The 12830-nt window shown below is 43.6% G+C and carries 13 protein-coding genes and 4 tRNA genes; all 17 read left to right on the forward strand.

Annotation, left to right across the window (positions count from 1 at the left end):
- The first annotated feature begins 86 nt into the window (after positions 1-86).
- Entirely contained in the window at positions 87-1007 is a 921-nt protein-coding gene (hemC, locus tag ACG9ZB_RS11125; protein WP_419325819.1) for a hydroxymethylbilane synthase, read from the forward strand.
- Positions 1008-1019: 12 nt separating this feature from the next.
- Positions 1020-1799 (forward strand): uroporphyrinogen-III synthase, encoded by a 780-nt coding sequence (locus tag ACG9ZB_RS11130; RefSeq protein ID WP_419325821.1) that lies wholly within the window; start codon positions 1020-1022, stop codon positions 1797-1799.
- Positions 1796-2638 (forward strand): hypothetical protein, encoded by an 843-nt coding sequence (locus tag ACG9ZB_RS11135; protein ID WP_419325823.1) that lies wholly within the window; start codon positions 1796-1798, stop codon positions 2636-2638. The genes ACG9ZB_RS11130 and ACG9ZB_RS11135 overlap by 4 nt, the downstream gene beginning before the upstream one ends.
- Before the next feature lie 4 nt (positions 2639-2642).
- The gene (locus ACG9ZB_RS11140; protein WP_419325824.1) at positions 2643-3836 is read left to right on the forward strand and encodes a heme biosynthesis protein HemY; all 1194 of its coding nucleotides are present in this window, start codon (positions 2643-2645) and stop codon (positions 3834-3836) included.
- Between the two features lie 7 nt (positions 3837-3843).
- Positions 3844-4272, forward strand: coding sequence for an acyl-CoA thioesterase (locus ACG9ZB_RS11145; protein WP_419325826.1), 429 nt, complete (start codon positions 3844-3846; stop codon positions 4270-4272).
- Between the two features lie 151 nt (positions 4273-4423).
- Positions 4424-4747 carry an H-NS family nucleoid-associated regulatory protein gene (locus tag ACG9ZB_RS11150; protein WP_419325828.1) on the forward strand — a complete coding sequence of 108 codons (324 nt, stop codon included), beginning with the start codon at positions 4424-4426 and terminating at the stop codon, positions 4745-4747.
- Positions 4748-4943: 196 nt separating this feature from the next.
- On the forward strand, positions 4944-5654 hold the full coding sequence (gspN, locus tag ACG9ZB_RS11155; protein ID WP_419325840.1) for a type II secretion system protein N: 711 nt from the start codon (positions 4944-4946) through the stop codon (positions 5652-5654).
- Positions 5654-6478, forward strand: a complete 825-nt coding sequence (locus tag ACG9ZB_RS11160; RefSeq protein ID WP_419325830.1) for a type II secretion system protein N — start codon at positions 5654-5656, stop codon at positions 6476-6478. Before gspN ends, ACG9ZB_RS11160 begins: the two co-directional genes overlap by 1 nt.
- A gap of 39 nt (positions 6479-6517) precedes the next feature.
- Positions 6518-8878 carry a type II secretion system secretin GspD gene (gene gspD / locus ACG9ZB_RS11165; RefSeq protein ID WP_419325831.1) on the forward strand — a complete coding sequence of 787 codons (2361 nt, stop codon included), beginning with the start codon at positions 6518-6520 and terminating at the stop codon, positions 8876-8878.
- An 83-nt stretch (positions 8879-8961) separates the two neighbouring features.
- Positions 8962-9708 (forward strand): FHA domain-containing protein, encoded by a 747-nt coding sequence (locus ACG9ZB_RS11170; protein ID WP_058868753.1) that lies wholly within the window; start codon positions 8962-8964, stop codon positions 9706-9708.
- Positions 9709-9793: 85 nt separating this feature from the next.
- Entirely contained in the window at positions 9794-10462 is a 669-nt protein-coding gene (gph, locus tag ACG9ZB_RS11175) for a phosphoglycolate phosphatase (RefSeq protein ID WP_419325832.1), read from the forward strand.
- A 112-nt stretch (positions 10463-10574) separates the two neighbouring features.
- Complete coding sequence (trpE, locus tag ACG9ZB_RS11180; RefSeq protein WP_419325834.1) at positions 10575-12068, forward strand: anthranilate synthase component I; 1494 nt, start codon at positions 10575-10577, stop codon at positions 12066-12068.
- Between the two features lie 98 nt (positions 12069-12166).
- Positions 12167-12242: transfer RNA gene (locus ACG9ZB_RS11185), tRNA-Thr, on the forward strand.
- 54 nt (positions 12243-12296) lie between these two features.
- Positions 12297-12380: transfer RNA gene (locus ACG9ZB_RS11190), tRNA-Tyr, on the forward strand.
- Between the two features lie 40 nt (positions 12381-12420).
- Positions 12421-12496 (forward strand) — tRNA-Gly (locus tag ACG9ZB_RS11195).
- 17 nt (positions 12497-12513) lie between these two features.
- Positions 12514-12588: transfer RNA gene (locus ACG9ZB_RS11200), tRNA-Thr, on the forward strand.
- 146 nt (positions 12589-12734) lie between these two features.
- Positions 12735-12830 (forward strand): GTP-binding protein (locus ACG9ZB_RS11205; protein ID WP_079393000.1); only part of this gene is annotated, 96 nt, incomplete at its 3' end.

Below are 12830 nucleotides of genomic sequence, written 5' to 3' on the forward strand. Positions count from 1 at the left end.
GACGGGGCGCTTTGGGCTGAATACATTTCCAATGGGGGAAATTCAGTTTAAGATAGTTTCATTCTTATTGGCACATACTAAAATTTATGAAAACCCTAAAGATCGCTACTCGACAAAGCCCACTTGCCCTTTGGCAGGCTGAACATATTCGTGCTCGTTTAGAAGCATTGCATGCGGGGCTCACAGTAGAGTTGGTGACTTTTGTTACCCAAGGGGACAAAATTTTAGATACGCCATTGGCAAAAATTGGTGGCAAAGGTTTATTTGTCAAAGAGCTTGAAGCAGCATTGTTGGATGGTCGTGCCGATTTGGCAGTGCATTCGATGAAAGATGTTCCGATGGCTTTGCCTGAGGGGTTATCACTGGCCGTCATTTGTGAGCGCGAAGATCCTTTAGATGCTTTTGTGTCGAATAGTTACGCGAGTTTTGATACCTTGCCACAAGGGGCGAAGGTCGGCACCTCGAGTTTACGCCGTAAATGCCAAATTTTAAAACAACGACCTGACCTAGAGATTATCGATTTACGTGGCAACGTGGGAACGCGTTTATCTAAATTAGACGCAGGTCAGTACGATGCCATTATTTTGGCCAGTGCTGGATTAAAACGCTTGGGGTTGGCAGAACGTATCCGTCATACCATTCGCCCAGAGTTGAGTTTACCTGCTGTGGGTCAGGGTGCTTTAGGGCTAGAGTGCCGTGCAAATGATCAAGCGGTATTGGATTTGATTCATCCTTTATTACATGTAGAAACCGATACCTGTGTTCGCGCTGAACGTGCTTTCAATGCTTATCTTGAAGGTGGATGTCAGGTACCCATTGCGGGCTATGCCACTTTTGCAGACAACCGCATTCAGCTTGAAGGGCGTGTCGGGAGTGTAGATGGGCAAACGCTCCTCAAAGCACAAGTGGCGGGTGATGCGGCTGAAGCCGAACATTTGGGTGTTGTCCTTGCACAAGAGTTATTGGCTCAAGGTGCAGGTGACTTACTCAAAGCCTTTTATCACTAATATGTCTTAACGATGCTGTTTATTAATACGCGTCCTGTTGATCGTGCGGCAAGCCTCACTCAAGCGCTAGAGCAACAGGCTGTTGAAGTCTATTCATTGCCGTTACTGGAGTTGTTGCCTAGATCATGGAGTCATGACCTAGAGCGCTTGTATCAGCAGCTAGTGTACACCCAAGTGATTGTAGTGGTTAGCCCCAGTGCTGTGCAGTTTGGTATGGCACATTTGCTGCAAAGCGGTTTAACGTTGTCCGATTTACAGCATATTCAATGGATTGCGGTTGGACAAAAAACAGCGCAGGCTTTGGCTGAATATGGTTTGGATAGTGTGGTGCCTGAGGTGGAAACCTCTGAAGGGATGTTACAACTGCCTGTTTTGCAGAACTTGGCCAGTGATGCGAGTATTGCATTTTGGCGAGGAGAAGGTGGGCGTCAGTTTATGATGGACACCTTAATGCAACACGTGCGTCTTATACTGAACTTTGTTTTGTATGAGCGTCGCTGTCCAAATGAAACGATGCAGCAACAGGCTGAACTAATTCAATGTTTATCAGAACATAATTACTATGTCACACTAATCAGCAGTGAGGCCAGTTGGCTGAATTGGTTAGCTCTGTTGGACTCAAATATTCAGCTCCTGCAACAAGGACACTTTTTGGTGTTGGGTGAGCGTTTGGCACAGATCTTGAGGCAGTATCAAGAGCAAATGCATGTGTCGTTTAAAATGAGTGTACTGAAAGATTTAAAGACAGCCACGATTGTACAGTTGTTACAAAGTGAGCAAGGGAACGCATGAAGAAGATTCTTATCATTGTATTGATGGCTGCATTGGCGTGGATTGCGAAGCTAAGCTATGACGTGTGGGGGCTGAGTACACAGCAAGCCACTTTGCTCAATGAAATGCACCAAATCGAACAGCGCAGCGCCAATTTGAACGATCAAGTCGTGGCTATGCAGCGTCAAAAAGGAACTTTGAAACAAGACTCAACAGCAGCGAATGCGACGATTAGCGAACCTGCCGAATTGGTGGTTGAAGGTATTGATCCAATTTTGTTTATTAAGCAACAGCTGGACTTGGTTGAGTTTGCCTTAAAGCAACAGCAGTATGTGGTGGCCACTGATAAGCTGGCCTTTTTAGATATGCAGCTGGAAAAATATAACTTGGCTGTGGCGTTGAAGCAAAGTTTGCATCAGGTCATAGCGCGAGATATGCAAACCATTCAGAAGTTTGTGGCTGAGCGCAATGAGCAGCAAGCGCTGATTAACCGCCAGTTGCAACAAATTGATCAGGTCTTAAGTCGAGAAATACAACAACCTCAGTTAAGTGGCACACGCGATACTTCCGAACCCTTTTGGAGGCAATGGTTGAGGCTCGAACCTGCACAAGCACCTGCAACAGAATTAATGCAACGACAAATTGTGCTTAAAGAAGCTCAGTTACGCTTATTGTTGGCACGCCAAGCCTTAGCTTCAGCGCAATATACTGAATATCAAAAAGACTTAACTGATGTGATGCTGTTGATCCAACGGCTTCCTGACCCTAAAGCCAAAGAGCTATTGAAACAACTGAATAAGCTGAAAACATTGGTGGTTGTCCCAACGCCTATTTTAAGTACGCGTGCGTTGTTGGGGTAATGGAATGAAACAAATACTGATTGCTTATGGTTTGGTGAGTTTAATTGCAATTGCTGCGTTGAGTGTCTTGAGTTATGGACATGGTGCGGGTTATGTCTATGTTTTTTGGCATGACTGGCAGTTACAAACCAATCTCTGGATCGTATTTATTGCGCTAGCGCTGCTCAGTTTTAGCTTGCATTTGTGTTGGTGGGGGGTAAAACGGTATCTCAGTCGAGAAAAACGCAAAGCGGAAACTGTTTTTGATTTTAAAAGTTTGCATCCTTATGAACAACTGGCTGTGATTTGGTTATTGGATGCAGGTCGAGATCAACAAGCTTTTATTCAAAATGCTTTCGCGCAGTCAGGCTTGCTCAAAAGTATTATTGATGCGCGTTTATGTTTGATGCAGGAGCAGTTCCCTGAAGCTTTAAGCGCCTTGAGCCAAAGCAATGCCATGGCCTTTGAGTTGGCTGAACTGCAACGCATTGAACTGTTTTTAGCACAAGAAGAAGCAGAACAAGCCTTAACTCATCTAGAGTTTCTCAATCAACATGAACTGTCACCTTGGCTTAAAGACGTGCAAAGCGCTTATGAAGCGTGTTTAAAAGAGCTATGGGGACGTTTTGCGATCCAGTTTCCATGGCTTTATTTACGCTCAACTCAATATGGTCATTTAGATCAAGATGTGAAAAAAGCATGGCTGAAGCGTTTGTTGATAAAATTTGATCAAGCTAACTATGAAAATTTAGAGGATTTAAGACAACGTTATTTGGACTTGTCTGATCAGATTTACAGCCACAGTTATGATGTTCAACTGCTGTGGCTTAAGTTATTAGCACGTATGCCAGACATGAGTGAACAGCACGAACACTTGTCGATTTATTTACTCAATCAGCAGTTTAATTCGGAAGTATTTTATTTGTGGTTCCAGCAGCAACTTTTGAAACAGCAACCCGATTATGTGGACTTGCAGCAACACATTGAAGCATGGGAAGCGAAGTATACGAGTGTGCCAGTTTTGAGTTTTGCCAAGTGGCATATTTATACTGCTTTAGGCATGCAAGAGCAGGCAGATACGTTATTAAGTTTATATCCAGATAATGTATTAATGAACTATTTAAGAATCAAATCGACTTTAAATGGTGATGAAGATTTAATTAAACAGTTAAATTTAATTTTTGAAAATAATGCAAATTTTGTAGAAATGAAAATATAGGTGCATAATGCAGAGCGTCTTAGATTACCCATTGGTTTATACTCAACACGTGGCTTGGGGAGATATGGATGCCTTTGGTCATGTTAATAATGTCATGTATTATCGTTATGTTGAAAGTGCGCGTTTGGCTTATATTGAACATACGGGTATTTTATCTGCGGATGTACTAACTGTTGTTGCATCAAATCAGTGCAAATATTTAAAACCAGTATTTTATCCAGACCAATTAAAAATTAGTGCGCGTATTGAAGAGCTCAGAAATAGTGCATTTCGTATGCATTATTTATTATGGAGTGAACAGCAACAAGCGTTAGTTGCGGAAGCAGAAGCGGTCATTGTTTGTGTTAATAAAACCAATATGCAGAAAACATTAATTCCTGAACTGGTGCGTCAAAAACTCAAAGAATTTGAGTTAACAGTCGGTCACCAAATATAAATCTCTTTTTATTTATTTTAAAAGTCGCTAGACTATATAAATATTGTCTAAGTATTGTTGTTTAAGTCATGGATGAGTTGAGTCTTTGGTCTAATCAAAATATTATTAAATAGACTCAGTAAATAAAATGTTGGTTAATGGAGTTAATGTAATGCCAGATATTAGTAATTTATCCGTAGAAGAGTTAAAGCGTCTACAAATCGAAGCGGAAGCTTTAATTGCATCTAAAAAAGATCAAGCAATTGAAGATGCTTATACTCAAATTAACGCGATTGCGGAAAATGTAGGCTTAAGCATTGAACAAATTTTAGAGTTTGGCGCGACCAAGCGTAAAAAAGGCACACGTAAGTCGGTTGAACCGCGTTACCGTAACAAAGGCAATGCTGTTGAGACATGGACTGGCCGTGGTAAGCAACCACGTTGGTTAGTGGCTCAGTTAGAAAAAGGTGCGAAGCTTGAAGATTTTCTAATCTAAGTCATCACCTTGTCACAGATGTGACATAAGCTCAAAAACCAAGCATTATCTGCTTGGTTTTTTTTATAGTTAAAGTTTGGTGTTGTTGTAAAATTATGCATAATGTCTATCAAAGAAAGACAAGAAATGAAGCAAGGAAGAATAATTGAAAGTTCGTGGTGGGAGAATCACAAAACCTAAATACATCACGTGGTGGATGTTTGCAGTCGTTGCGTTTTTAATTTTTGTTTTGCTGCAAATTCCTGCGGCATGGCTCATTGCAAAATTTTATAAAAACAACCAAGTTTTACATAACGTCAGCGGTAATATTTGGCATGGACAGGCTGATTGGCAAACTGGAAAATTGCGCGGGACGGTGCTTTGGACCACCCGACCTTTAGATTTACTGCTCCTTCGTGCAGGTGCCAATCTGGAAATTTATAGTGCCAATACCAAGCTTGAAGGCGTTTTGGCCTATGGGTTTGGAAAAAAAATAATGGTGCGTGATTTAAACGGACAAATTGCACCAGAAACGTTAAAGTCGTTGGCCAATTGGCAATGGCCGAGTAATGCGGTTCAGTTACAAGAAATTGATTTTAATTATAAAAAAGAGCAGGGATTTGACCAAGTGGATGGGGCGGTACAATGGGCAGGCGGCGAACTCATGTATATCTTTGCGCAGCGCCCACAACAAATGCAGATTCCATCGTTGGCGGGTCGTTTGTCGCAGGAGCAAAATAAGCTGATAGTCGATTTACGCGATCAACGACAACAAAAACTGATGAACCTGACCATCGACCCAAGTCTGATGTTAGATGTGCAATTAACCCAGCGTCTCATGTTGAATGTCCCGTCATATCAAGGCAAAGCAGGCCTAGATAGTTATGTGGTGAGTTCACGTCAGCCTTTGCTTAGTGGGGGCTTTTAATGGGTTTTGATCTGCAAAAATTACCAGAGCTAAATCTCAAACAGTTTGAACGTATAGCACCACTGTGCTTAATGCTTTTGATCTTGGCACTATGCTGGAAGTTGGCTGGCTTATTTTGGCTTTGGGTGGCGCCACCACAAGTCATGCAAATGCCACGTGTTGAATTGGGTTCGCAGCAACCTCAAGTTCCGAATATTACCAATTTTGCGTTATTTGCAGAGCAAAGTAAGAATCCCGCAGATGATCAGCTCAATTTACAGCTACAAGGGGTGGTGGTTGGACAACCCAGTCAGTTCTCATCTGCTGTGATTAAGGTAAATAATGTAGCAGAGCGCTATCGAGTGGGGGAAAACATCGAAGGCAGCGCTTATTATTTGGCAGAGGTGTATTGGGATCGCGCGATTCTCAAAAATAACAGTGGGCAAACCCGAGAGTTGTTCTTCCAAGGGATTGATAATTTAGATCAGCAAATTGTGCCCCCAGCAACAGCACCCGTTGCAGCGCCTGCTGTGAGTCAAGAGCAGCAAGCATTAGGTCAAGCAGTACAGAACTTACAACAAGATCGTGAGCAATATTTAAAAGATTTGGGTGTAAATACCAATAACACAGGGCAAGGTTATCAAGTCACTGAGCAAACACCAGCTGCACTGCGAAGCCGTTTAGGCTTGCAGGCAGGGGATCAGATTATGTCTTTAAATGGTCAAACGATCGGACAGGGGCAAAATGACGCGCAGTTGTTAGAGCGTGCGCGCCGTGAAGGACAAGTAAAAATAGAAGTGAAACGTGGTGATCGTATCATTACGGTACAACAGAATTTTCAGTGATCGAACATCACCAATATTAGTTAGGAATGACTTGGATTTATGGCTTTATTGAATCACCGCCCTGTTTGGGCACTGACAATCGCAGCGCCTTTGCTTGCCATTGTGAGTACAGCCAGCTATGCACAAACATGGAAAATTAATCTGCGCGATGCAGACTTAACTGCATTTATTAATGAAGTTGCCGATATTACTGGGAAAAACTTTGCAGTTGATCCACGGGTACGCGGCAATGTCACGGTGATTTCAAACAAAGCGTTGAATAAGCAAGAAGTCTACGACTTGTTCTTAGGAGTTTTGAATGTCAACGGTGTGGTCGCGATTCCTTCTGGTCGGACCGTTAAAATTGTGCCTGACAGTAATGTTAAAAGTTCAGGCATTCCCTATGATGTTCGTCACCGCGCCACAGGCGATCAGGTTGTGACGCGGGTGATTTGGTTGGAAAACACCAATGCCAATGACTTGATTCCTGCACTGCGTCCATTGATGCCGCAGTTTGCGCATTTATCTGCGGTGAATGGCACCAATGCACTGATTGTGTCTGATCGCGCCAGCAATATTTATCAGCTTGAGACCATCATCCGTAACTTGGATGGAACGGGACAAAATGACATCGAAGCGGTTTCGTTGCAGTCGAGTCAGGCTGAGGAAATGATTGGGTTGTTGGAAAGTATGAGTGGAACGGGCTCAATCAAAGATTTAAAGGGTTCCAGAATACGGATCCTTGCAGATAGTCGAACCAATCGGATTATTCTAAAAGGAGATACCGCGACGCGTAAACGTATTCGCCAAATGATTGAGATGCTGGATGTGCCTGCTGCGGAGCGTCTAGGCGGCTTGAAGGTGTTCCGCTTAAAATATGCCAGTGCTAAAAGCTTATCTGAAATTTTACAAGGTTTGGTTTCAGGGCAGGCTGTTAATTCTAGCCAGTCTAACGACAGCAATAACAATAGCAATTCCAGCTATAACCAAAATAATAGTTCGAGTGAAGGTTCATCTTCACAGATTTCCACGCCAAGTATTAACTTAAACAGCCAGTCCAATCGCAATCAGAATAACATCACCAGCTTTAACAGTAATGGGGTCAGTATTATTGCCGATAGTTCGCAAAATGCACTGGTGGTCAAAGCAGACCCTCAGTTAATGCGTGAAATTGAGTCCGCTATTCAGCAGTTGGATACCCGCCGTCAGCAAGTCCTGATCGAAGCGACTATTCTCGAGGTGGAAGGTAACGATGCCGACCAACTGGGCGTGCAATGGGCGATGGGTGATTTAAGTAGTGGTGTTGGGATTATTAATTTTGACAATATTGGTTCGAGTCTCAAAAGTATTGCTGCAAACTATTTAACGGGTGGCGGTGCGGGGGCTGCAAGTGCAATTGGCGCGGGTGGTTCGTTAATTCTTGGGGATTATAAAGAAGGCAGTGATGGCTCACGTCAGTTATATGGCGCGATGATCCAAGCATTAAAAAGTAATACCAAGTCGAATTTGCTGTCTACACCATCGATTGTCACCATGGACAATGAAGAGGCCTATATTGTCGTGGGTGAAAATGTGCCGTTTGTAACAGGCTCAGTTTCTACCACTTCTTCAGGTACAGCTAACCCCTACACCACCATCGAGCGTAAAGATGTGGGTGTAACTCTTAAGGTGGTGCCGCATATTGGTGAAGGTGGAACCATTCGCTTAGAGATTGAACAAGAAGTATCGGATGTCAAAACCAATAAAGGTGAAGCACAGGATTTGGTCACCAGTAAGCGTGCGATTAAAACTTCAGTCTTGGCGGAACATGGCAATACCATCGTTTTAGGCGGCTTGATTTCGGATAATACGTCTTATTCACGCCAATCGATTCCAGGTCTTGGTGCAATACCGGGATTGGGACGTTTGTTCCGCTCAGATGGTAAGTCAGATCAGAAACGCAATTTGCTGGTTTTCATTCATCCGACGATTGTGGGAGATGGGGAGTCTGCACGTCGTCTTTCTCAGCAGCGCTACAGTCAGCTTTATAGCTTGCAGTTGGCGATGGATAAAGATGGTAGCTTTGCCAAGTTGCCTGAAAATGTCGATGATGTCTTCCAACAGCGTTTACCTGTGACACCAACCAAACCGACCTTGCCACAATCGTATCAACAGGTGCCAAGCAGTCCAACCTCAACGCAGCCGATGGTTGAAACAACGCCTGTCGCCATTGAACCTGCGATTCGTAAACAGCCGGTTGCTAATGTTCCTAAAAATACCACCTCGCGTCAGCTATACCCAATGGTTCAGCCCCAGATTGGCTTGAACTTAATGATACAAAATGTTCAAGGTGCTCGTGTGGCACACATGGTACAGGTGGTATCGACAAGCTATTCCATCCCTGAGCGATATACTGAGAATGTCTCGATAGGTTCAGCCTAGCTGACCTGCCATTCATCTATGGAGGTGAAATGGTAAAGAATATTCTCTGTGTTATCATAAATCAGCACATAGAGAGATAAGTCATGACTTGGAAAATACAAGCAATTACTGGCGAATTAACGGGTCAGGAAATTAGCATTGACCGTGATATGTTGGTCGGTCGTCATCAAACAGCGGATATTTTATTACAACAATCTGAAATTTCGCGTAAACATGCGGCCTTTTTATTGAAAGACCAGTCTTTGTTTTTACAAGACTTGGGCTCTTCAAATGGCACATATGTGAATGATGTGCAAATTGCGGCAGAAACCTTGTTGAAACAGGGTGATATCGTCCAGTTTGCAAGCTTAAAGTTTTCGGTCTTTGAGCCTGCGAAAGCGTTAGAAGATGTGGTGGAATCGGTAGACGCAGCAACTTTGGGCGCAACTGTGGTTGAAACACCGATTAGCCAGCCATCTGAAGCAGTAGCTGCATCAGAAACGGCTCAAGCGGAAGTGAGTGCTGATACGCCTGTTGTTGAGCCAGGACAGCCGAAAACGGCAGCACAGCATATGAACGATCAGGGCATGCCTGAGCTAAAAGAGCGCGATGGTAATGTGAGTTTAACGCGTGATGGTATGCCGCAAAATGTTGGTATTCCGAAACCCGCTCCTATTCCTGCAGGGGTGGATTTGAATGCGCCAAGCAGCGCACCTCAGGTTGAGAATAATGAGGCTACAAAAGCACAGGTTGCGCAAGAGTCTGAAACTCAGAAAAATGCCTCGCTAGGGCTAATCTCGATTATTGTTTTGATTATTTTAGCGATTATTGCTTGGCTGATGTTCAAATAAAACGCAGAGCACACTACAATCAAGGCATGCTCAAGCATGCCTTGATTGTTTTTGGGCAGTAGATGATAAAAAAGGGTGAGGGTGAATGAATATTGCAAATGTGGCACAGCGAGAGGTTTTACTTTTCGATCTAGATGGAACCTTGGTGGATTCAGCAACAGATTTACATCGTGCCATGAATATGAGCCTGAATGCATTGCAACTGCCTACCGTTACTGAAGCACAGGTGCGGGTCTGGGTGGGTAAGGGAACTGCGCTGTTTTGTCAAAGTGCCTTGCAGCATTTAACGGGTAAAGTTGATCCTGCCCAGCAACAACAATTATTGGATACTTTTTTAAAAATTTATAATGCCGACCCATGTGTAGAAACTCAGCCTTTCGATGGCATTCTTGAGTTTTTAGAATGGGGCTTGGCGCAAAAGAAAACCATGATTTGCGTGACCAATAAACCTGAAGCACCTGCACGTACGATTGTTGATCATTTAGGCATTAATCATTATTTTGCTGATGTCATCGGCGGAGATCGTTTCGAAGAGCGCAAACCTCATCCCCGCCAATTGTTACATTGTGTTGAGCATTATGCACAAAGCAAAGATCAGGTCTTAATGATTGGGGACTCATCCAATGATGTTGAGGCTGCACGCCGTGCGGGTATTGATTGTGTTGTGGTCAGCTATGGCTATAATCATGGTGAAAATATTTTAGACTGTCAGCCACAGCAAGTGGTGGATAATCTGTGTGAACTGATCGGGTAACTTTGTAAACGAAGGAATGAACATGAGTAAACATATGACTTTTCGATGGCGAAACTCAAAGCACTAATTTTAAAAACTGATCACGCCATATTGAAAAAATAGAGACACACTCATGACAACGCAAACTCAATTCGATCAACTCAAAACAGCGGGTTATAACCTGATTCCAGTCTATCGTCAGCGCTTAGCCGATACTGAGACACCATTGTCCGTCTTTGCGCGCCTAAAAGAGCATAAGCAAGCCTATTTGTTTGAATCTGTGGAAGGTGGGGAGAACTGGGCACGCTATTCTATTATTGGTTTAGGTGAATCTACTGTGTTCTCATGCAACGCAGGTGAGCTGACCATTCAACAAGCCGACGGCACTATAGAAAAGCAACCTTGTACAGATCCGTTTCAATTCATCCGGGATTTTCAGTCGCAGTATAAAGTACCTACTCAAGCTGATTTACCTGCTCTGCCAAGCTTTACAGGAGGCTTGGTGGGCTACTTTGGTTATGATGCGGTACGTTATATTGAACCGCGTTTAAATAATGCGCCAGAAGCAGATCCAGTGGGTTTGCCTGATATTTGGATGATGTTGTCTAAAACAGTGATTGTGTTTGATAACTTAAAAGATACGCTATTCCTGATCGTGCATGCCGATGTGGTTGACGCGGATGCGTATAGCCAAGCCCAGCAGCAACTGGATGCAGTGGAAGATTTACTCGCAACGCCCATTAGTCTAAAAGCCACGCCGCATACTGCACCGCATTTTGAGTCACTCACGGGCAAAGCAAAATTCTTAGAATCGATTGAAACGGTGAAAGAGTACATCCGTGCAGGCGATGTGATGCAGGTGGTGCCAGGGCATCGTATGGTCTCTGACTTCGATGGTGAACCTTTACAAGTCTATCGCGCGCTACGTCATTTGAACCCATCGCCTTATTTGTTCTTGGTACAAGGGCAAACTTTGGAAAATAATCAGCCTTTTCATATTGTCGGTTCTTCCCCTGAAATTTTATCTCGCCTTGAAAATGGGATTGCAACCGTACGTCCGCTGGCAGGAACGCGTCCACGTGGTAAAACCAAAGAAGAAGATTTAGCGCTTGAACAAGACTTGCTGTCGGATGAAAAAGAGATTGCTGAACATTTAATGCTGATTGACTTGGGGCGAAATGATGTCGGTCGTGTCTCGAAAATTGGCAAAGTGCAAGTGACTGATCAAATGGTGATCGAACGTTATTCGCATGTCATGCATATTGTTTCCAATGTGCAAGGCGAAGTTCGTGATGATGTAGATGCCTTGGATGTTTTTAAAGCAACTTTCCCTGCAGGTACACTTTCAGGTGCGCCAAAAATCCGTGCCATGGAAATTATTGACGAAGTTGAGCCACTAAAACGTGGAATTTTTGGTGGTGCTGTTGGTTATTTAGGCTGGCATGGCGAAATGGACATGTCGATTGCAATTCGTACCTGTGTGATTCGTGAAAATAAGGTCTATGTTCAGGCAGGAGCGGGGCTTGTTTATGACTCAAATCCTGAATCTGAGTGGAATGAAACCCAAATAAAAGCTCGCGCAGTGATCAAAGCGGTTGAATTATCGTCAAATGGATTGATTTTGTGAGTTTTTGACGTTTTTTTTGAAAAAAACACTTGCAAGGATTTTGAGTTTTGCTAAACTGCACACCGTTCCGATACGAAACGTACGAAACACTAAGAAGCGCCGGCATAGCTCAGTTGGTAGAGCAACTGACTTGTAATCAGTAGGTCCACAGTTCGAATCCGTGTGCCGGCACCATCTTAGAGAGTTGAGTAGGTTAAGTAAAGAACGGCACTGAAGTAAGTGTAAAATGGTGAGGTTCCCGAGCGGTCAAAGGGGGCGGACTGTAACTCCGCTACGAAAGTTTCGAAGGTTCGAATCCTTCCCTCACCACCAATTTTAAGACTTCAAAAAGTGGTCTTTGTGCCAACATCGTGCGGGAGTAGCTCAGTTGGTAGAGCGGTAGCCTTCCAAGCTACATGTCGCGAGTTCGACCCTCGTCTCCCGCTCCATTTGAAGTTTTATATTTGCTCTTATAGCTCAGTGGTAGAGCACTCCCTTGGTAAGGGAGAGGTCTCGAGTTCAAATCTCGATAAGAGCTCCAGATTACAGTTTAGTAGAATTTCTACAAATTTTTAAAGAAGCAGGCTTATTAGTCTGCTTTTCAAGTATTTGGTGTTTGATTTTTTAGGCGATGTGTCGATACTGAGTTGTTTATACCTGTGTTCGACGTAAACGAGGAAGATGAACATGGCTAAGGCTAAGTTTGAACGTAATAAGCCACACGTTAACGTGGGCACAATCGGTCACGTTGACCATGGTAAAACAACTTTAACAGCTGCAATT

Origin of the sequence: Acinetobacter johnsonii (assembly GCF_048551975.1) — a bacterium.
GTDB classification, from domain to species: Bacteria; Pseudomonadota; Gammaproteobacteria; order Pseudomonadales; family Moraxellaceae; genus Acinetobacter; species Acinetobacter johnsonii_A.

Excerpts from the sequence above, each read along its gene's own strand:
- ACG9ZB_RS11160 (WP_419325830.1), top strand. The coding sequence starts at position 5,654 with ATGGGTTTTGATCTGCAAAAATTACCAGAGCTAAATCTCAAACAGTTT.
- gph (WP_419325832.1), top strand. The coding sequence starts at position 9,794 with ATGAATATTGCAAATGTGGCACAGCGAGAGGTTTTACTTTTCGATCTA.
- trpE (WP_419325834.1), top strand. The coding sequence starts at position 10,575 with ATGACAACGCAAACTCAATTCGATCAACTCAAAACAGCGGGTTATAAC.
- ACG9ZB_RS11170 (WP_058868753.1), top strand. The coding sequence starts at position 8,962 with ATGACTTGGAAAATACAAGCAATTACTGGCGAATTAACGGGTCAGGAA.
- ACG9ZB_RS11130 (WP_419325821.1), top strand. The coding sequence starts at position 1,020 with ATGCTGTTTATTAATACGCGTCCTGTTGATCGTGCGGCAAGCCTCACT.
- ACG9ZB_RS11145 (WP_419325826.1), top strand. The coding sequence starts at position 3,844 with ATGCAGAGCGTCTTAGATTACCCATTGGTTTATACTCAACACGTGGCT.
- gspD (WP_419325831.1), top strand. The coding sequence starts at position 6,518 with ATGGCTTTATTGAATCACCGCCCTGTTTGGGCACTGACAATCGCAGCG.
- hemC (WP_419325819.1), top strand. The coding sequence starts at position 87 with ATGAAAACCCTAAAGATCGCTACTCGACAAAGCCCACTTGCCCTTTGG.
- gspN (WP_419325840.1), top strand. The coding sequence starts at position 4,944 with ATGTTTGCAGTCGTTGCGTTTTTAATTTTTGTTTTGCTGCAAATTCCT.
- ACG9ZB_RS11135 (WP_419325823.1), top strand. The coding sequence starts at position 1,796 with ATGAAGAAGATTCTTATCATTGTATTGATGGCTGCATTGGCGTGGATT.
- ACG9ZB_RS11150 (WP_419325828.1), top strand. The coding sequence starts at position 4,424 with ATGCCAGATATTAGTAATTTATCCGTAGAAGAGTTAAAGCGTCTACAA.
- ACG9ZB_RS11140 (WP_419325824.1), top strand. The coding sequence starts at position 2,643 with ATGAAACAAATACTGATTGCTTATGGTTTGGTGAGTTTAATTGCAATT.